This is a genomic window from Methylorubrum sp. Q1 (assembly GCF_004683995.1).
Lineage (GTDB): Bacteria > Pseudomonadota > Alphaproteobacteria > Rhizobiales > Beijerinckiaceae > Methylobacterium.
Map to the genome: position 1 here is coordinate 104,004 of NZ_SRHQ01000013.1, position 17,901 is coordinate 121,904.

Sequence of the window (17,901 nt, forward strand, 5' to 3'; positions counted from 1 at the left end):
TGAGCTGGGGCGTGCATCCGACAGGCTGGCGGACAGATTATCTGCCGCTGGAGCAATCCTTGACCGCGTTCGTCTACATGCTGCGGTGTGCCGATGGCAGTTACTATGTCGGCTCAGCCCGCGGCGAATGCCTCGATAGGCGGCTGGCGGAGCATCAGGCCGGAACGCATGCTGGCTACACCTATCACCGCAGACCGGTGACGCTGGTCTACGCCGAGTGGTTCGACCGCATCACCGATGCCATCGCGATGGAGCGGCGGATCAAGGGCTGGAGTCGCGCCAAGAAGGAAGCGCTCATCACCGAGGATTGGGACAGGGTGCAGTTCCTGGCGAAGCGCCCGTCTGCGAGGGTCGGTTTCTCCCACCCGCCCCCCCTCATCCTGAGGTGCCGCGAAGCGGCCTCGAAGGATCCTCCAGGGACCAAAACGAATTTGGCGCCCTCTCAGCGCTTCAGCACCCGCCGCGCGCCATATCCGGCGGCGGCCCACAGAAACGCCGAGACCGTCCGCACTGGAAAGAACGTCGGCAGGTCGGCGGCGACGGGGGCCGGCCAGGGCAGGCCGATCCGCGTCACGAGCCACGCGAACAGCACCGAGACTCCCAGCGCGGCGATGGCCGCGATGAAGACCTTGCCGAACTGATCCGCCTTCCAGCCGAGGAACACGGCGATCAGGATCAGGAGGGGATCGAATCCGGCGAGAATCCAGACCGAGAACGAATAGACCGGGACGACGGGGGCGGCGTTCACGCCCACCACGCCTTCGGCAGGCTGATCCGCCCGGCCGCCTTCTCGATGGTCTGCGCGGCGGCAAACAGCGTCTCTTCGTCGAACGGCCGCCCGATGAGCTGGAGGCCGAGCGGCAGCCCCTGCGCGTCGAGGCCGGCCGGCACCGCGATGCCGGGCAGGCCGGCCATGTTCACCGTCACCGTGAAGACGTCGTTGAGGTACATCTCGACCGGATCGGCCGAGGCCATCTCGCCGATGCCGAAGGCCGCCGACGGGGTTGCGGGTGTGAGGATCGCATCGACGCCGGAGGCGTAGGCCGCCTCGAAGTCGCGCTTGATCAGCGTGCGGATCTTTTGGGCCCGGACGTAGTAGGCGTCGTAGTAGCCGGCCGACAGGACGTAGGTGCCGATCATGATACGCCGCTTCACTTCGCGGCCGAAGCCGGCGGCACGGGTGTTCTCGTACATCCCGGCGATGTCCTTGCCGGGCACGCGCAGGCCGTAGCGGACGCCGTCATAGCGGGCGAGGTTCGAGGAGGCCTCGGCCGGCGCCACGATGTAATAGGCCGGCAGCGCGTATTGCGTATGCGGCAGCGAGATGTCCTTGATCGTCGCGCCGGCCTCCCTCAGCCAGTCCGCGCCCTGGTCCCAGAGCCGCTGGATCTCGGCGGGCATGCCCTCGACCCGGTATTCCCGCGGGATGCCGATGGTGAGGCCCTTCACGCCGCGGGAGATGGCGGCCTCGAAGTCGGGCACCGGCCTATCGACCGACGTCGTGTCGCGCGGGTCGTGTCCGGCCATGGAGCCGAGCAGGATCGCGCAATCCTGCACCGTGCGGGCGATCGGGCCGGCCTGATCGAGCGAGGAGGCGTAGGCGATGATGCCCCAGCGCGAGCAGCGGCCGTAGGTCGGCTTGATGCCCACCGTGCCGGTGAAGGCGGCGGGCTGACGGATCGAGCCGCCGGTATCGGTCGCGGTGGCACCGAGGCACAGATGGGCGGCGACCGCCGCCGCCGAACCGCCCGACGAGCCGCCGGGCACCAGCGGGGCGTCCGAGCCCTGGCGGCGCCAGGGGGAGATCGTCTTGCCGTAGGCGCTGGTCTCGTTGGACGAGCCCATGGCGAATTCGTCGAGGTTGAGCTTGCCCAGCATCACCGCGCCGTCGCGCCAGAGCTGGGACGAGACGTTCGACTCGTAATGCGGCTCGAACCCTTCGAGGATCTTCGAGCCCGCGGTGGTGTGGACGCCCTGCGTCGCGAACAGGTCCTTGATGCCGAGCGGCAGGCCCTCGAGCGGCCGGGCCTCGCCCTTGGCGATCTTCTGGTCGGAGACCTCGGCCATCTTCAGCGCCCGATCGGGCGTCGCGACGATGTAGGCATTGAGCGCCTTTGCCCGGTCGATGGCGTCGAGATGCGCCTGCGCGATCTCGCGGGCCGAAAAATCTTTGGCTTTCAGCCCGTCGCGAGCCTCGGCCAGGGTGAGTTCGTTGAGTGCCGTCATGCCCGTTCCAAGTGTCTGCCAGGTATCCGCACCAAGCCCGCGGGCGCGTGGCGTCTCGCAGGTGGCAGAAAAGCCGCTCCGTCGCGTCCCAGGGGACTACTCGACAACCTTCGGCACGAGAAAATAGTTATCCTCGGTCTCGGGGGCGTTGGCGACGATGTCGCTCGCCCGCCCGCCGTCGTTCACCACGTCGGCGCGCTTCTTCATGCGCATCGGGGTGACGGAGGTCATCGGCTCGACGCCGTCCACATCCACCGCGCCGAGTTGCTCGACGAAGGCGAGGATCGCGTTGAGTTCCCCCTTCAGCGGGCCGACTTCCTCGTCGGTCACCGCGATGCGGGCCAGATGCGCGATGCGCCGTACCGTTTTCTCGTCGACCGACATGCCGCCCGTGTCGCCTCGCCTGCCGTGAGCACGGGTTGAAAACCTCGCGCCGGGATCAGCCGGGCTATAGCACCCGCCTTCGCGCAGGGGCAACGCTCCGCGCCGGGTCGATGGCAGAGAGGGCCTCGGAGCCCGTGGACTCGATCGAACAGGCGGCTCAGACGATGACGTGGCCGCGCGTCACCGGCATGTCCACGGTGATTCCGGGGCGGCGGTAACGGTCGGCGTTATAGGCCCCGACGCAAAGGATCTCGAAGGCGAGCGCCAGCATCAGCACATGCCGCCGCATGAGGCCGCCGGATCGGGCGGAGGCTTGAGGGGTCGGCGTCGGCGTGAGGGGCACGGGGCGGTTCCGGCGTCGTTAACGAAACCTTAACACCGCTTTTCGCTTTCCGGTCCATCCGCGGAGGGCCGACCATCCGCCATGGTTAATCTGTGCGGTGGACAAGTCCGCGCGGGGGGGCGTAAGCCCCTCCTACATCGGGATACGGCGAGGACGGGGCATGTGGGACAGCGTCTTCCGGGAACTGCGTCCGGGGCTGATCTCCAGCGAGGCGGATCTCGCCCGCGCCGAGGCCGAACTCGGGTTCCCGCTCCCTCAGAGCTACCGCAACTTCGCGCAGAGCTGCGGCGCCGGTCGGATCGGCGGGCATCTGCGCATCTTCACCCCGGTTCCGGTGGAGGCGGCGGATCTCGGTTCGCGCGCGCACCTGATCTCGCACGGCGTGGCGCTCGCCCTCGACGGCCTGCACGACGAGGACAGCGACGAGCCGCACCGCTTCACCATCGAGGGTGATGCCGATGCCGGGCTGATGGAGCGGGCCTGCTTCTTCGGGCAGACCGAGCGGGGCGATTTCCTGTTCTTCGACGTGACGCCGGGCTTTCCCGAATACGACATCTGGGTGCTGTGCGCCGATCTGGAGACCGTGCATTTCGGCGGTGCCGACCTGCCGACCTTCCTGCGCGGGCTCCAAGGCCTCGAGATCCTGCACATCCTCGGCGACGGGGAAGGTCCGCTGCCCGCGACCTTCGCGGGCGACGACGCGGCGGCCCTGGAACAGCTCGGAGCGATGGATTCGTGAACCGGGCAGAGATGGCGGCCTTCGCCGAAGCCTCGGCCGGCGCGCCGCGCCTGATCGGGCTCGACCTCGGCACCAAGACCATCGGGATCGCCCTGTCCGATGTCGGCCGGCAGATCGCCTCGCCGCTGGAGACGATCCGGCGGGTGAAGTTCACGCCCGACGTGGCGCGGATCGTGACACTGTGCGCGACGCACGCCGTCGGCGGCCTCGTGATCGGCCTGCCGCTCAACATGGACGGCTCCGAAGGCCCCCGTGCTCAATCGAGCCGGAGCTTTGCCCGCAACCTCAAGCCGCTGTTGCCGCTGCCGGTCCTGTTCTTCGACGAGCGCCTCTCCACCGCCGCCGTCACCCGCACGCTTCTCGAAGCCGACGCCTCGCGGGCGCGGCGCGGCGAACTCGTGGACAAGCTCGCTGCCGCCTACATCCTCCAGAGCTGCCTCGACGTGATGGGCGGGATGTTTTCGGGCGCTGCCGAGGAGGCGGACGGGTTTTAACCCCGCGTCACCCGCGCCACGATCGCCTCCCGCTCCCGGCGCGTCGCTGACAGCCGCTCGCGGGCGGCCGCGAGAATCTCCGGACCGGCGGTTTCAGGCCGGCCCGCATCGAAGGGCGGAGCCGGAGCGTATTCCTGATGGAGCTGGATCGCCTTCGCGGTGTCCACATCGGTGAGTTCGGCGGCGAGCATCAGGCCGAAATCGATGCCCGCGGTCACGCCGCCGCCGGTCATCAGGTTGCCGTCGCGCACCACACGTCCCTGGGTCGGGATCGCCCCGAAGGAGCTAAGCAGATCGTGGGCCGCCCAGTGCGTGGTGGCCCGCTTGCCCCGCAGAAGGCCTGCCGCGCCGAGCACCAGAGCGCCGGTGCAGACGGAGGTGACGTAGCGTGCGTTCGCCGCCTGACGGCGCAGGAAGTCGAGGGTTTCGGCATCCTCCATCAGCGGGTTCACCCCCGCGCCGCCGGGCACGCAGATCACGTCGAGGGCCGGGCATTCGGCGAAGGTGAGCGTCGGCGTCAGCACGAGGCCGGTGGCGCTTGCGATCGCCCCCAACGCCTTCGCGACGAGATGGACGCGGGCGCCCGGCACCATGGCCAGCACCTCGTAGGGGCCGGTGAGGTCGAGCTGCTGCACCTGGGGAAAGACGAGGAATCCGATTTCGATCGTCATGGCCGCGAATTCCGGTCGTGTCCTGCGCTCGAAAAGACCTACCGCAGATAGATCACGCTGTAGAGCGAGGCGCGCAGCTCGTCCTCGTTGAGCCAGACCCGGCCGAGGTCGCAGCGCTCGGCGATGCCCGGCCGCATCCGGGCGCAATACTCGCCGGTATTGTCCTGCAGGTGGTACTGGCAGCGCCCGCCCGCCTTGCGCCGGGCGATGATCGGGCTCGAATGGTCGGCGGCGATGTCCGGCTCCTTCGGCAGGCGCTCTTCCAGCACGTACCAGGAATAGCCCACCACCGGCAGGCGGCCCCGGTCGAGGGCGTAGTCGATCATCGCCATCAGCCGGTCGGTGCCGGCCGTGAGGCCGGGTTCGCCGCGGGCGGCCTTGTCCATGAAGTCGAGCTGGTTGTCGGCGATCGAGTCCGAGACCGGGATCAGCGGCACCGGCAGGGGCTTGCGGCGGCAGCGCCGCTCGACATGGGCGATCCAGCCGGCGTTGAAGGCGTCGGTCGCCGGATCGCGCAGCCGCGGCACCGTCCCGCCGAGGCTGCGCCACGAGATCTTCGGGGCGGCGACGCGGCTGCGCCAGCGCAGGGCACCGAGGGTGCGCGCGTGCTGGCCGTAGCCGTCGAAGGAGGGCAGGTCCCGGTCCGTGCACAGGCCGCCGAGGTTGTAGAGGAGCGTTGCCGCCTCCTCCTGCCCATCCTCCAGCTTGTCGAAATACGGCTTGCGGCCCGGGTTGCGCTCGCGGCTCGCCTCGGTGTCGTTGCGGCTCTCGGCGATCTCTTCCGCGAGGTCGGGATGCCGGCGCAGGTAGTTCCGCAAGGCACGGTCCCGGCTGCGTTCGAGGCCGGCCGGGTCGGCGAAGTAGTAGCGGGTGGCGACATCCAGCGCCGAGACGGTGACCCCGACGCGCTGCGAGATCATGTCGGCGGTGGCGTAGGCAAAGCAGATCGCGCTGTCGCCCTGGCTCATCGGCGACAGGGCCGGGTTGGGGCTGATGCGATCATCGAGCGGATGCGTGCCGGGCCGGCGGCCCGGCGCCACGACGGTGACATCGGCGCAGGTCGGGTTGCGGGCATAGCGCGGATTTTCGGGCAGCAGGCGCAGATCGACCGCCCCGGCGGGCGCTGCCGCGAGCAGAAGGCCAACTGTGACACAGCGGGCGAGGTAGGCCGCCCCGGATGATGGCCTCAATCCGTCCCTGCCTCGGCGAGCGCCACCGGTGCCGCCTCGGCCCCGTCGAGCACCGCGTCCTGCGCGGCCTCGGCGAGCAGGGCGTAACCGCCATCCGCCATGTGCAGGCCGTCGCTGGCGAACAATTCGGTGCGGGTCAGCCGGCCCTGCCCGATCCAGTCGCGCATCAGGTCGGAGCGGCGGATCACCGGGACGCCGAGATCGGCGCCGAGGGCGCGCACGGCGTCGCGGAACCGGTCGGCGCCGGGCGTGGCGTCGAGCGTCGGGCACCATTGCGGCTCCATCAGAACCACGTCGATCCCCGCCGCGCGGAGGCGCTCCAGCGCCGCCTCCGTTGCCTCCCGGAAATGGTCGAGGGAGACGCCGCGCAGGGCGTCGTTGCTGCCGGTCTGCCAGATCACGAGATCGGGCCGGGGCGCGATCACGTCTTGGTCGAGCCGGGCCAGCATCTCGTCCACCGCCTCGCCGCCGATGCCGCGGTTGGCGACCGTGATTTTGCTGCCGAGATGCGGCAGGGCGCGCCGCAGTCCGGCTTCGAGGCGGGCGGGATAGGCGGCGGCGGGCGTCGAGGCGCCGACGCCTTCCGTCGAGGAGGAGCCGAAGGCGACGATGCTCAGTGGGCCACCCAGCGCGATCTTCTGGGCGACGTGCGGAAGGCCCGCCGGGGCCGTGTCCTCGAACAGGCCGAGATCGAGGTCGAAGCCGAGATCGAGGTGCTGTGGCAGCAGGTCGGCGTAGGCGAGCACCGCGGTCGAGGAGAGAGTGAGGGCCAGCATCAGCGCCGTCGCACCGACGAGCGGCCGCGGGCGTCCCCTCGGGACCGGCTGCATCCGAGCCTGACGTAGAAACCGTACCACCGTTCGAGCCCCCGCCCGCGGGCCGCCTCGATTGGGGGCCTTCGCGGAATGACTGATATCGACCCTTCTAACCGAACCGAGGCCGGATTACGGCCCAATAATCGTGATTCGCCACAGCCGCAATGCGCGGTGTTTGATAGAGTCTTAATTGCGAGACTCGGATCAAAGTGTTGTTGGTCATAGACGCCGCTTGTTCGACGCCGGCATGAAGTCCGGGGGCAGCGATCGAGCACGGTAACGGTGCTGTCTTGCCTTGGCGTCAATGGCCTTTACCTGCCGGATCGGCCGCGTCACGCCCGCGAAACCAGGGAGACCGTCCCGCTGCCGTGCCGCTCGATCCGGCCGTCGAGTTCGAGTTCGAGCAGCGTCGTCTGCACGATCCGAACCGATAGGCCGGTGGAGCGGGCAAGCTCATCGGTTCCGACCGGAACCGGGCTGAGGCATGCGATCAGCCGCTCGCGGTCGTCCCGGGGCTCGGGGGGACCATCTTCCGGCTCTGCCGCGGCAGGAAACAGCGGCAGCGCGGTCTCGGCGCGTCCGTCAAATTCGATCTCGTCCCAGTAATCGGGCGTGCGCCACGTCTCGGAGCGGTCGTTCAGGCCGTCCGCTTGCGGCGCGCCGCCGGCGATCAGCGGATCGAGCACGGACAGGACGTGCTCGACCTCCGAGACCAGCGTCGCACCCTGGCGGATCAGGTCGTTGGTGCCCTCCGCCCGCGGATCGAGCGGCGAGCCGGGCACCGCGAAGACTTCCCGGCCCTGCTCCAGCGCGAAACGGGCGGTGATGAGCGAGCCGGAGCGGCGCGCGGCCTCCACGATGACGGTGCCGAGGCTGAGGCCGGAGATGATGCGGTTGCGGCGGGGAAAGTCGCGCCCGCGCGGCACCCAGCCCATCGGCATCTCGGCGACCACCGCCCCACCCGCCCCCACGATCTCCTCGACGAGGCCGGCATGGTTCTCTGGATAGATCCGGTTCTGCCCACCCGCGAGGACCGCGACGGTGCCGGTGGTGAGCGTGGCCTTATGGGCGCGGGCGTCGATCCCTCGGGCGAGCCCCGAGACCACGACGAGACCAGCTTCGCCGAAACCGCGGGCGAGCCGCTCGGTGAAGGCGAGGCCCGCGGTCGAGGCGTTGCGCGAGCCGACGATGGCCACCGAAGGCTTGAGAAGCGTGGCCGGGTCGCCGCGAACGGCGATCAGCGGCGGCGCGGTATCGGTGGCGTGCAGCGCCTTCGGGTAGGCCGCTTCGCCCATGGCGAGGAAGCGGATGCCGAGGCGGGCGGCCGCCGCCATCTCGCGCTCGGCCTCGGCCTTCGTGGGCGGCACGGCGCGCTTGCCCGCCCGCTTCGTCAGGTCCGGCAGGGCGTCGAGCGCGGCCGACGCGCTGCCGAAGCGGTTGATCAGGCCGCGGAAGGTGCGCGGGCCGATGCCGTCGGTACGGATCAGGCGCAGCCAATCGAGGCGTTGCGCGTCGGTGAGTTGCATCGGTCCCCCTCCGTCCGGGAGGGGGCGGCACTCACCCTTTCTTCCCGATCCGCCCCTCGGTGCCGGCGGCGAGTCGGCGGATGTTGGGCGCGTGCTTCCACCATAGCAAAGCTGCGAGCACGAGGAAGAGCGCTGCAACCGAGCCGTGTCCCAGCGCCCACAGGATGAGGGGCGTGGCAGCCGACGCCGCGAGCGCGGCAAGCGAGGAGTATTTCAGGGCGAAGGCGAGCCCGAGCCAGATCGCGGCGAAGGCGGCCAGCGTCACCGGGCTCAGCGCCAGCAGCACGCCAATGAAGGTCGCCACGCCCTTGCCGCCCTTGAAGCCGAGCCAGACCGGGAAGAGATGGCCGAGGAAGGCACCGAGGCCCGCAGCCAGCGCCGGCCCTTCTCCCCATTGGCTTGCGGCGAGCACCGGCAGCGTGCCCTTGAGCGCATCGCAGAGCAGCGTCGCGGCGGCGAGCCCCTTGCGGCCGGTTCGCAACACGTTGGTCGCGCCGATATTGCCCGAGCCGATCGCCCGCACGTCGCCGAGGCCGGCGAACTTCGTGAGGATCAGCCCGAAGGGGATCGCGCCGCAGGCATAGCCGAGGACGAGAGCCGCGATGAGGACCGGCCAGCCGGCCGCGAGAAGCGTGGTCATGCGGCCAGAGCCGAGAGGTCGGAGCGGTGGACGATGCGGCCGCCGACCAGCGTCAGCACCGCCGCGCCCTGGAGGCGCGCCTCGTCGAAGGGCGAGTTCTTGGAGCGCGACTTCAACTGCCGCTTGTCGAGCAGGTAGGGCAGATCGGGGTCGATCAGCACGAGGTCGGCGGGCGCGCCTGTTTCGAGGCGCCCCGCCTCGCGGCCGAGCAGCGCCGCGGGGTTGGCCGAGAGAGCCTTCAGGAGCGTTCCCAGCGTCACGTCGCCGGTATGGAGCAGGCGTAGGCTCGCCCCGAGCAGGGTCTCGATGCCGAGCGCTCCATCGGCGGCTTCGGCGAATGGCAGGCGCTTGGTCTCGACGTCCTGCGGATTGTGGTCGGAGACGATGACGTCGATCACGCCTTCATTCAGCGCGGCGATCACCGCCTGCCGGTCGTCCTCGCGGCGCAAGGGGGGCGAGAGCTTGCAGAAGGTGCGGTAGTGGCCGATGTCGCCCTCGTTGAGCACGAGGTTGTTGACCGACACGCCGCAGGTGACGGGCAGCCCCGCCTCCTTGGCCCGCCGCACGATCTCGACCGAATCGGCGCAGGAGATCATCGCCGCGTGGTAGCGCGCGCCGGTGAGGCGCACGAGGCGGATGTCGCGCTCCAGCATCACCGTCTCGGCCTCGCGGGGGATGCCGATCAGGCCGAGGCGGGAGGCCATCTCGCCCTCGTTCATCACGCCTTCGCCGACGAGGTCCGGCTCCTCGACATGCTGCATCAGCAGCGCGCCGAAATCGCGGGCGTAGGTCAGCGCGCGGCGCATCACCTGCGCGTTGGTGACGGCTTTCAGCCCGTCGGTGAAGGCGACCGCGCCGGCTTCCGCCAGCAGGCCGAACTCGGTCATCTCGCGGCCGGCCAGCCCCTTCGTGATGGCGGCGGCCGGTAGCACGTTGACGCAGGCGGTGTCGCGGGCGCGGCGCAGCACGAAATCGACGATGGCCGGCCCGTCGATGACGGGGTTGGTGTCGGGCATGCAGACCAGCGTCGTCACGCCGCCGGCCGCGGCAGCCGCGCTCGCCGAGGCCAGGGTCTCGCGGTGCTCGGCGCCCGGCTCGCCGACGAAGGCGCGCAGGTCGATCAGGCCCGGCGCGAGGGTGAGCCCGCCGCAGTCGATTTTTTTGCAGTCTTCCGGTGCATCGGGTGCGGCACCCCAGGCGACATCGGCGATGCGGCCGTCGCGCACGAGCACGGCGCCGGGGCCCTCGCGGCCGCTGGCCGGGTCGAGGAGATGGGCGTTGGAGAGGAGAAGCGGAGGAGCGGTCATTGGGACTGAGAAATTCTCCGCCAAGCGCAACGGGTCCGGTCGAGCCAAGTCATGGCCTCCGACGGGAGAGCTTCGTTACCATCCAACCGAACCACGCGAAGACCGCGAGATACAGGATGCCTGTGAGTGACGCGACAACCTCGCCGCTCAAGCCAGCGACAAGACCGAGGATGAAGATCGCCGTAACGGGAACGAAGACCGTCACCATTCCCCGAGCGGCGAGGACCCAGAGACTCGGCACGTCGGTAAACCAACGTTCCAGCCAGAACCAGAGGCTGAGCAATGGACGCGATCCCGTTCGTGCGGAGATGGCTTAAATGGCGGCCTTCTCGATCAGGGCCTCACGGATGAAGCGCTGACGGGAGAGGCCTCGACGCTGGGCTGCGGCGTCGATGGCGCTGAGAGCCCGCTCGTCGAGGAGAGCGTCTTCATCGACGGAAACGACAACGGCGGCATGCCCCGCTGCCAGAGCCTCGGCCACCTCCGGATCCTCACGCAGGACATCGAGGCTGCGCACGGGCGGCGGTGTCATGCCGTCCTCGGCCAAACACTCAAGATAGAGCCGCAAGACCTCCGGTGCCTGACGTAGCGCGCCCTCAGCCGTGTCGGCCGCCGTCGTGCACCCGATTAGATCTGGGAACCATACACCCCACAGGGTGCCTGGCTCCTTCTCCAGAATGCCGATGGAGTGAATCATCGTTGTGATCCCTCAGCGAATCCAGCCGGCGCACGCGCGATGCTGCGTGCCGTGCCAAGCGGCAGGTCGCCGCGTCCGCGCGAGATCGGGATGTGCTGGGGTTTGTCGGGATGCTTGTCGACATCGTGATTCCCGCCCCGCGACTTGATCAGCCGCCAACCCTCGCGCTCCAGCCGACGGCGGATTTCCAGATTATCAAGCTCGAAGTCGCGCGGCGGCATGTCAAGCGCTGAGCCTCACCCGTTCGGCAGGTGCGTCGCCAGGGCTTCCAGGACGGCCATGCGCACGGCGACGCCCATCTCGACCTGCTCGCGGATCAGCGACTGCGCCCCGTCGGCGATGTCGGAGGCGATCTCGACGCCGCGGTTCATGGGTCCGGGATGCATCACCAGCGCGTCCGGCTTGGCGAGCGCCAGCTTGTCGCCGTCGAGGCCGTAATAGCGGAAATATTCCTTCACGCTCGGCACGAAGGAGCCGTTCATCCGCTCGCGCTGGAGGCGCAGCATCATCACGATGTCGCAGCCCTTCAGCCCCGCGCGCATGTCGGTGAACACTTCGACGCCGAAGCGCTCGATGCCGGTGGGCAGCAAGGTCGAGGGGCCGATCACCCGCACCCGGGCGCCGAGCGCCTGAAGCAGGATGATGTTCGAGCGCGCCACCCGCGAATGCAGGACGTCGCCGCAGATCGCGACGTGGAGCCCCTCGATGCCGCCCTTGTTGCGGCGGATGGTGAGCGCGTCGAGCAGCGCCTGGGTCGGGTGCTCGTGGGCGCCGTCGCCGGCATTCACCACGGCGCAATCGACCTTGCGGGCGAGCAGGTGCACGGCGCCCGCCGCGTGGTGGCGCACCACGATGATGTCGGGCCGCATGGCGTTGAGCGTCGCGGCGGTGTCGATCAGCGTCTCGCCCTTCTTCACCGAGGACGAGGCGACCGACATGTTCATCACGTCGGCGCCGAGGCGCTTGCCGGCCAGCTCGAACGAGGATTGCGTGCGGGTCGAGGGCTCGAAGAACAGGTTGATCTGCGTGCGACCGCGCAAGGTCGTGCGCTTCTTCTCGACCTGCCGCGACAGGGCGACGGCGGCGTCGGCGCGCTCCAGCAGCGATTCGATGTCCGGCCGGCTCAGGCCTTCGATGCCGAGCAAGTGCCGGTGCGGGAAGGCGGGTGCGGTCTGAGCGGTCATGCGGCGGTTCTGGCGTCGGCTCCGCGCTATAGGGGCCCGGGAAGGGCCCGGCAAGGCGCAGGCGTGTCCGGTCGGGCGGTGCGGGCGATGGCACGAGGAAAAACGGTCTCGCCGGGTTGCGGGCGAGAGATTTTCTTGATCATCGCGAGCCTGTGATCGAGAAAAATTTGAACGATCCAGCCTCGCTTCCGTTTTCCAAACATCCGTTGGGGTTTGAGTGCGTCGAATACCTGTCCCGGTATCCGTCTGCCTACCCGGAAACGAAAGGTAGCTTATGAATACGCGACTTCTCCTGACCGCCGGTGCGCTCTCGCTCGGTCTCGCTCTCTCGTCCGGCGCCTACGCTCAGGGCATGCAGCGGGGCGGCATGGAGCCCGGCATGGGCGGCCAGCCCGGCGGGCAAATGGGTGGCCAGATGGGCGGCCAAATGCAGCAGGGTGCCATGGGCGACGACATGGGCCAGGAGCAGCGCCCGATGAAGCGCGGCTCCAAGAAGATGAAAAAGCCGATGAAGAACAAGAAGATGATGCGCTCGAAGCGCATGAATTCCGGCTCCGGCATGGAGTCCGGCGCGGGCGGGATGTAATCCACCCGTCACCCGACTGTGACCACATCGCCATCTAGGCGATCCTCGGCCCGCCCGGTTAGACCGGGCGGGCTTTTTCGTCTCGAACGAAACCTTCCGAGTCTTCCTGCGCCGAACGGTCCATCCGCCCGGCGCGGGATGCTGCAACAGGGAACAGCCGCGCCGTGGCCGCAGGATCGACGCTCTCGGGGCCGGACATCGTCGAGACGGTGCGGCGGCGCTGGATGTTTCGCCATCCGCTGGTGATCCGGCTGGCGCACTGGCTCAACGTGGTCTGCCTCGCCATCCTGCTGATGAGCGGCTTGCAGATCTTCAACGCCCATCCGGCACTCTATTGGGGCGCAGCCTCGACCTTCGACAAGCCGTTCGTCGCCATCACCGACGACCAGCGGGACGACGGCACGCCGCGCGGCATCGTCTATGTGGCCGGCCACACCTTCGAGACGACGGGCGTGCTCGGCCTGTCGAACCTCAACGGCCAGCAAGCGGGACGCGCCTTCCCGGCCTGGGCGACCCTGCCGGCGCATCAGGATCTCGCCACCGGGCGGCGCTGGCACTTCCTGTTCGCCTGGGCCTTCGTCATCAACGGGCTGATCTACCTCCTCTACGGGATCGGTACGGGCCAGTTGCGGCGGCGCCTCGTGCCCGACGGCGACCAGATGCGCGGGTTCGGTTCCTCGGTCCGCGAGCACCTGACCCTGCACTTTCCGAAAGGGGACGAGGCCAAGCGCTACAACGTGCTGCAGAAGCTCACCTACCTCGTCGTGGTGGCGGTGCTGCTGCCGCTGATGGTGCTGACGGGGCTCGCCATGTCGCCGGGCGTCAACGCGGTGGTGCCCCTGCCCGACCTGTTCGGCGGACGGCAATCGGCCCGCACGATCCACTTCATCGTCACGAATCTGCTGGTGCTGTTCGTGATCGTCCACGTCCTGCTCGTGCTGCTCTCCGGCGTGGCCAACAATATGCGCAGCATGATCACCGGCTGGTTCGTGATCGAGCGCCAAAAACTTCCCACCGGCCCGGGAGAGACCCCATGACCCCCCGTCTCATGACCCCTCGCCTCCAGATCCCCTCATCGATCGCCCTGCCCCACCGCCGCGGTTTCCTCACCGCGGCGGCCGGCCTGCTCGGCGTCTCGGCCCTTGGCGGCTGCGACCGCTTCGCCGCGAGCGCCACGGGCCAGCGCGCGCTGAAGGCGGGGGAGGACGCCAACCTGTTCGTGCAGCGCCTGCTGCTGACGCCGGCCTCGCTCGCCAAGGAGTTTCCGGATTCGGAGATCTCGCCCTGGTTCAAGCCGAACGGCACGATCGAGCCGCCGGACCGGGCCTATAAGGCGCTCGCCGCCAAGAGCTTCGACGGGTTCAAGCTCCGTGTCGACGGCCTCGTCGAGCGGCCCCAGGATCTCAGTCTCGCCGATCTGCGGACCCTGCCCGCCCGTACCCAGACGACCCGGCACGATTGCGTCGAGGGCTGGAGCGCCATCGGCAAGTGGACCGGCGTGCCGCTCGCGGAGGTGCTTCAGCGGGCCGGCCTGAAGCCGAACGCCCGCTACGTCGTGTTCCACTGCGTCGACACGATGGAATATTCCGCAAGCGGCGGAGACGAAGACGTCGCGCCCGAAAAGACCGCCAATCCCGGCATGGAGACGCGGCCGGAGGGGGCCGAGAACCAAGCCAGCGATTCGCAGGCCGCGGGCGCGGAGGCACCGAACGCCGAGGACGAGGAGAACCAGGGTACGCCGGTTCGCTATTACGAGAGCATCGATCTCACCGACGCCTACCACCCGCAGACGATCCTCGCCTACGACCTGAACGGCAAGGCGCTGCCGGTTTCGAACGGCGCGCCGCTACGCCTGCGGGTTGAGCGCCAGCTCGGTTACAAGCAGGCGAAATACATCATGCGGATCGAGGTGACCGAGGGCCTGACCGGCATCGGCGACGGCAAGGGCGGCTATTGGGAGGATCGCGGCTACGAGTGGTACGCGGGGATTTAAGGGCAGGTCCGGCACGTTCACCCGATTTGACAACGCCGCGCGGCTCACCCACTTCTGCGCGGCGCGAGAGCCGGCCTCCGACCGGTACGCATCCGCGCCATTCCCAAAACCGTATCTGCGGTGAGGCTCTGGCGAGAGGCAGAGGTTCATGAAAGTCGTCGTCGTCGAGTCGCCGGCCAAGGCCAAGACGATCAACAAATACCTGGGGAGCGATTACGAGGTTCTGGCCTCGTTCGGCCATATCCGCGATCTGCCGGCCAAGGACGGCTCGGTCGATCCGGAGGCCGACTTCGCCATGATCTGGGAGGTGGAGGATCGCGGCGCCAAGCGCGTGTCCGAGATCGCCCGCGCCGTGAAGGGAGCCGAGAAGCTCATCCTCGCGACCGACCCGGATCGCGAGGGTGAGGCGATCTCCTGGCACGTCATCGAGGCGCTGACCGCCCGCAAGGCGCTGAAGGGCATCCCCGTCGAGCGGGTGACCTTCAACGCGATCACCAAGGCGTCGGTCGACGCGGCGATGAAGAAGCCGCGCCAGATCGACCAGGCCCTGGTCGATGCCTATCTCGCGCGCCGCGCACTTGATTACCTCGTCGGCTTCAACCTCTCGCCGGTGCTGTGGCGCAAGCTGCCCGGCGCCCGTTCGGCCGGCCGGGTGCAGTCGGTGGCGCTCCGTCTCGTGGTCGAGCGCGAGATGGAGATCGAGCGCTTCAAGCCGCGCGAATACTGGTCGATCATCGCCACGCTGGTGACGGAGGCCGGCGGCGTGTTCGAGGCCCGGCTCGTCGGCGCCGACGGCAAGCGCATCCAGCGCCTCGATGTCGGCAATGCCGAGGAGGCAGCGGCCTTCAAGCGCGACCTCGAACTCGCGACCTTCCAGGTGGCGAGCATCGAGGCCAAGCCCGCCAAACGTCACCCGCAGCCGCCCTTCACCACCTCCACGCTGCAGCAGGAGGCCTCGCGCAAGCTCGGGATGGCCCCGGCGCAGACCATGCGGGTCGCGCAGCGGCTCTATGAAGGCGTGGATGTCGGCGGCGAGACCGTCGGCATCATCACCTACATGCGGACCGACGGCGTCGACATGGCGCCGGAGGCGATCCAGGACGCGCGCCGGGTGATCGGCCGCGAGTTCGGCGACGCTTACGTCCCCGGTGCGCCGCGCAAATACACCGTCAAGGCCAAGAACGCGCAGGAGGCCCACGAGGCCGTGCGCCCGACCGATATGGGCCGGTTGCCGAAGCACGTTGCCCGCCACCTCGAACCGGAGCAGGCCAAGCTCTACGACCTGATCTGGACCCGCACCATCGCGAGCCAGATGGAATCGGCCGAGCTGGAGCGCACCACCGTCGAGGTGAGTGCGAATGTCGGCCCGCGCCGGATCGACCTGCGCGCCACCGGTCAGGTCGTGAAGTTCGACGGCTTCCTCGCCCTCTATCAGGAGGGCAAGGACGACGAGGAGGACGAGGACGCCAAGCGCCTGCCGGCGATGAAGGCGGGCGACGCGCTCAAGCGCGAGCGCATCGCCTCGACCCAGCACTTCACCGAGCCGCCGCCGCGCTACTCCGAGGCCAGCCTCGTCAAGCGGATGGAGGAGCTCGGCATCGGCCGGCCCTCGACCTATGCCGCGGTCCTGCAGACCCTGCGCGACCGCGAATATGTCCGCATCGAGAAGAAGCGCCTCCAGCCGGAGGACAAGGGGCGGCTCGTCACCGGCTTCCTCGAAAGCTTCTTCAAGCGCTACGTCGAGTACGACTTCACCGCGAGCCTGGAAGAGCAGCTCGATCGGGTCTCGAATGCCGAGATCGACTGGCGCTCCGTGCTGCGCGACTTCTGGCGCGATTTTTCCGCCGCGATCGGCGGCACCAAGGAATTGCGCGTCGCGGAGGTCCTCGAGGCGCTCAACGGCCTGCTCGGGCCCCACATCTTCCCCGAGAAGGCGGATGGCGGCGATCCGCGCGCCTGCCCGACCTGCGGGGCGGGCCAGCTCTCGCTCAAGCTCGGCAAGTTCGGCGCCTTCATCGGCTGCTCGAATTACCCGGAATGCAAGTACACCCGCCAGCTCTCGGCCTCCGGCGTCGAGGGCGAGGGTGACGGCTCCTCGGCCGAGGGCGGCCAGCCCGGCGTGCGCGTGCTCGGCGACGATCCGGCCACCGGCCTGCCCGTGACCCTGCGCGATGGCCGTTTCGGGCCGTTCGTGCAACTCGGCGAGGCGAGTGCCGAGAAGGGCGCGGAGAAGCCCAAGCGCTCCTCGTTGCCCAAGGGCATGACGCCGGGCAGCGTGACGCTGGAGATCGCGCTGCGCCTGCTCTCGCTGCCGCGCGAGGTGGCCAAGCATCCGGAGACCGGCGAGCCGATCCTGGCCAATCTCGGCCGCTTCGGCCCCTACGTGCAGCACGGGAAGACCTACGCCAATCTCGGCAAGGAGGACGACGTGCTGGAGATCGGCGCCAACCGCGCCATCGATCTCATCGTCGCCAAGGAGCAGGGCGGCGGGCGCGGCCGCCCCTCCTCCGATCCCGGCCGCACGCTCGGCCAGCATCCGGACGGCGCCGCACTCGTGGTCAAGGCCGGCAAGTACGGCCCCTATGTCAGCGACGGTTCGGTCAACGCGACGCTGCCGAAGACCATGGCCGCCGAGAGCCTGACGCTGGAGCAGGCCATCGACCTCGTCAACGCCAAGCGCGCTTCGGGCGGCGGCAAGAAGCCGGTCCGCAAGACGGCGGCCCGCGCCCGCGCTCCGGCTAAGAAGGCGGAGGCCGGCGAGGCGGCAAAGCCGGCCGTGCGCAAGACGGCGGCCAAGGCGACCACGAAGGCGGCGGGGACGAAGGCTTCCGCCAAGCCGGCGGCTGCCAAGAAGGCCGCCGCGAAGACGAAGGCGGGCTGACGCTCACGGGAAGCGGCCGCTTCCTCCGGATGTCGGGTCGTCTCGACATCCGGCCGACGGCCCGCGCGGCATCCGGGTCGAGACGGTGCACGGATGGCTCCGCCGCGCGTCCTCTTCTCGCAGGATCGTTCAGCCGGCTGTCATCGCGAGCGACCGCGCGACCCGTCCGAGACAAGCGGCGCGCTGGATCGCTTCGGCTTCGCTTGGCGATGATGGAAGGTTCGG

Annotated in this window: 19 protein-coding genes and 1 pseudogene; 7 read left to right on the plus strand and 13 right to left on the minus strand. The window is 69.0% G+C overall.

Going from position 1 to position 17,901, the window contains the following annotated elements; translation table 11 throughout:
* Positions 1–59: 59 nt before the first annotated feature.
* Positions 60–356: pseudogene (locus E4V01_RS14080) on the plus strand (GIY-YIG nuclease family protein); the annotation flags it as partial.
* 86 nt (positions 357–442) lie between these two features.
* Here E4V01_RS14080 and E4V01_RS14085 read toward each other — a convergent pair.
* The 4 genes from E4V01_RS14085 to E4V01_RS14100 all read right to left on the minus strand — a co-directional run bounded on the left by E4V01_RS14085 (position 443) and on the right by E4V01_RS14100 (position 2,953).
* Positions 443–748 carry a hypothetical protein gene (locus tag E4V01_RS14085; RefSeq protein ID WP_015823502.1) on the minus strand — a complete coding sequence of 102 codons (306 nt, stop codon included), beginning with the start codon at positions 746–748 and terminating at the stop codon, positions 443–445.
* Positions 745–2,226: an Asp-tRNA(Asn)/Glu-tRNA(Gln) amidotransferase subunit GatA gene (gene gatA, locus E4V01_RS14090; protein ID WP_135298765.1), complete on the minus strand. Its 1,482-nt coding sequence runs from the start codon at positions 2,224–2,226 to the stop codon at positions 745–747. The genes E4V01_RS14085 and gatA overlap by 4 nt, the downstream gene beginning before the upstream one ends.
* A gap of 96 nt (positions 2,227–2,322) precedes the next feature.
* Positions 2,323–2,610: an Asp-tRNA(Asn)/Glu-tRNA(Gln) amidotransferase subunit GatC gene (gatC, locus tag E4V01_RS14095; RefSeq protein WP_060770686.1), complete on the minus strand. Its 288-nt coding sequence runs from the start codon at positions 2,608–2,610 to the stop codon at positions 2,323–2,325.
* Between the two features lie 157 nt (positions 2,611–2,767).
* Positions 2,768–2,953, minus strand: a complete 186-nt coding sequence (locus tag E4V01_RS14100) for a hypothetical protein (protein WP_135298766.1) — start codon at positions 2,951–2,953, stop codon at positions 2,768–2,770.
* A gap of 160 nt (positions 2,954–3,113) precedes the next feature.
* On the opposite strand from E4V01_RS14100, the gene E4V01_RS14105 reads away from it, so the two are divergent.
* Together E4V01_RS14105 and ruvX are read left to right on the plus strand one after the other, a co-directional pair.
* A complete protein-coding gene (locus E4V01_RS14105) occupies positions 3,114–3,692 on the plus strand; it encodes an SMI1/KNR4 family protein (protein ID WP_060770684.1) in 579 nt (192 codons plus the stop codon).
* Entirely contained in the window at positions 3,689–4,186 is a 498-nt protein-coding gene (gene ruvX, locus E4V01_RS14110; protein WP_060770683.1) for a Holliday junction resolvase RuvX, read from the plus strand. The genes E4V01_RS14105 and ruvX overlap by 4 nt, the downstream gene beginning before the upstream one ends.
* Here ruvX and E4V01_RS14115 read toward each other — a convergent pair.
* The 9 genes from E4V01_RS14115 to E4V01_RS14155 form a co-directional block, all read right to left on the minus strand.
* Positions 4,183–4,857 (minus strand): DJ-1/PfpI family protein, encoded by a 675-nt coding sequence (locus E4V01_RS14115; RefSeq protein ID WP_135298767.1) that lies wholly within the window; start codon positions 4,855–4,857, stop codon positions 4,183–4,185. The genes ruvX and E4V01_RS14115 overlap by 4 nt on opposite strands.
* A 38-nt stretch (positions 4,858–4,895) precedes the next feature.
* Positions 4,896–6,047 carry a hypothetical protein gene (locus tag E4V01_RS14120; protein WP_135298768.1) on the minus strand — a complete coding sequence of 384 codons (1,152 nt, stop codon included), beginning with the start codon at positions 6,045–6,047 and terminating at the stop codon, positions 4,896–4,898.
* The gene (locus E4V01_RS14125) at positions 6,044–6,877 is read right to left on the minus strand and encodes a GDSL-type esterase/lipase family protein (protein WP_135298769.1); all 834 of its coding nucleotides are present in this window, start codon (positions 6,875–6,877) and stop codon (positions 6,044–6,046) included. Before E4V01_RS14125 ends, E4V01_RS14120 begins: the two co-directional genes overlap by 4 nt.
* Positions 6,878–7,194: 317 nt before the next feature.
* Positions 7,195–8,388, minus strand: a complete 1,194-nt coding sequence (gene dprA, locus E4V01_RS14130) for a DNA-processing protein DprA (protein ID WP_135298770.1) — start codon at positions 8,386–8,388, stop codon at positions 7,195–7,197.
* 31 nt (positions 8,389–8,419) lie between these two features.
* Positions 8,420–9,028 carry a glycerol-3-phosphate 1-O-acyltransferase PlsY gene (gene plsY, locus E4V01_RS14135; protein ID WP_060770678.1) on the minus strand — a complete coding sequence of 203 codons (609 nt, stop codon included), beginning with the start codon at positions 9,026–9,028 and terminating at the stop codon, positions 8,420–8,422.
* Positions 9,025–10,335, minus strand: a complete 1,311-nt coding sequence (locus E4V01_RS14140; RefSeq protein ID WP_135298771.1) for a dihydroorotase — start codon at positions 10,333–10,335, stop codon at positions 9,025–9,027. The genes plsY and E4V01_RS14140 overlap by 4 nt, the downstream gene beginning before the upstream one ends.
* 313 nt (positions 10,336–10,648) lie before the next feature.
* On the minus strand, positions 10,649–11,032 hold the full coding sequence (locus E4V01_RS14145; protein WP_083530871.1) for a type II toxin-antitoxin system HicB family antitoxin: 384 nt from the start codon (positions 11,030–11,032) through the stop codon (positions 10,649–10,651).
* Entirely contained in the window at positions 11,029–11,253 is a 225-nt protein-coding gene (locus E4V01_RS14150) for a type II toxin-antitoxin system HicA family toxin (protein ID WP_135298772.1), read from the minus strand. Before E4V01_RS14150 ends, E4V01_RS14145 begins: the two co-directional genes overlap by 4 nt.
* A gap of 15 nt (positions 11,254–11,268) precedes the next feature.
* A complete protein-coding gene (locus tag E4V01_RS14155) occupies positions 11,269–12,216 on the minus strand; it encodes an aspartate carbamoyltransferase catalytic subunit (protein ID WP_135298773.1) in 948 nt (315 codons plus the stop codon).
* A 274-nt stretch (positions 12,217–12,490) separates the two neighbouring features.
* Between E4V01_RS14155 and E4V01_RS14160 the strand changes: the two genes are divergently transcribed.
* From E4V01_RS14160 to topA, 4 genes are all read left to right on the plus strand, one after another.
* The gene (locus E4V01_RS14160) at positions 12,491–12,802 is read left to right on the plus strand and encodes a hypothetical protein (protein WP_060770673.1); all 312 of its coding nucleotides are present in this window, start codon (positions 12,491–12,493) and stop codon (positions 12,800–12,802) included.
* A 164-nt stretch (positions 12,803–12,966) separates the two neighbouring features.
* Positions 12,967–13,839: a cytochrome b/b6 domain-containing protein gene (locus E4V01_RS14165; protein WP_135298774.1), complete on the plus strand. Its 873-nt coding sequence runs from the start codon at positions 12,967–12,969 to the stop codon at positions 13,837–13,839.
* Positions 13,836–14,795 carry a molybdopterin-dependent oxidoreductase gene (locus tag E4V01_RS14170; protein WP_135298775.1) on the plus strand — a complete coding sequence of 320 codons (960 nt, stop codon included), beginning with the start codon at positions 13,836–13,838 and terminating at the stop codon, positions 14,793–14,795. The genes E4V01_RS14165 and E4V01_RS14170 overlap by 4 nt, the downstream gene beginning before the upstream one ends.
* A gap of 148 nt (positions 14,796–14,943) precedes the next feature.
* Positions 14,944–17,676, plus strand: a complete 2,733-nt coding sequence (topA, locus tag E4V01_RS14175) for a type I DNA topoisomerase (protein WP_135298776.1) — start codon at positions 14,944–14,946, stop codon at positions 17,674–17,676.
* Positions 17,677–17,901 lie beyond the last annotated feature (225 nt).

Coding starts and splice junctions, on each gene's coding strand:
- gatA (WP_135298765.1), bottom strand. CDS start 2,226: ATGACGGCACTCAACGAACTCACCCTGGCCGAGGCTCGCGACGGGCTG.
- gatC (WP_060770686.1), bottom strand. CDS start 2,610: ATGTCGGTCGACGAGAAAACGGTACGGCGCATCGCGCATCTGGCCCGC.
- E4V01_RS14105 (WP_060770684.1), top strand. CDS start 3,114: ATGTGGGACAGCGTCTTCCGGGAACTGCGTCCGGGGCTGATCTCCAGC.
- E4V01_RS14115 (WP_135298767.1), bottom strand. CDS start 4,857: ATGACGATCGAAATCGGATTCCTCGTCTTTCCCCAGGTGCAGCAGCTC.
- E4V01_RS14125 (WP_135298769.1), bottom strand. CDS start 6,877: ATGCAGCCGGTCCCGAGGGGACGCCCGCGGCCGCTCGTCGGTGCGACG.
- dprA (WP_135298770.1), bottom strand. CDS start 8,388: ATGCAACTCACCGACGCGCAACGCCTCGATTGGCTGCGCCTGATCCGT.
- plsY (WP_060770678.1), bottom strand. CDS start 9,028: ATGACCACGCTTCTCGCGGCCGGCTGGCCGGTCCTCATCGCGGCTCTC.
- E4V01_RS14140 (WP_135298771.1), bottom strand. CDS start 10,335: ATGACCGCTCCTCCGCTTCTCCTCTCCAACGCCCATCTCCTCGACCCG.
- E4V01_RS14145 (WP_083530871.1), bottom strand. CDS start 11,032: ATGATTCACTCCATCGGCATTCTGGAGAAGGAGCCAGGCACCCTGTGG.
- E4V01_RS14150 (WP_135298772.1), bottom strand. CDS start 11,253: ATGCCGCCGCGCGACTTCGAGCTTGATAATCTGGAAATCCGCCGTCGG.
- E4V01_RS14155 (WP_135298773.1), bottom strand. CDS start 12,216: ATGACCGCTCAGACCGCACCCGCCTTCCCGCACCGGCACTTGCTCGGC.
- E4V01_RS14160 (WP_060770673.1), top strand. CDS start 12,491: ATGAATACGCGACTTCTCCTGACCGCCGGTGCGCTCTCGCTCGGTCTC.
- E4V01_RS14170 (WP_135298775.1), top strand. CDS start 13,836: ATGACCCCCCGTCTCATGACCCCTCGCCTCCAGATCCCCTCATCGATC.
- topA (WP_135298776.1), top strand. CDS start 14,944: ATGAAAGTCGTCGTCGTCGAGTCGCCGGCCAAGGCCAAGACGATCAAC.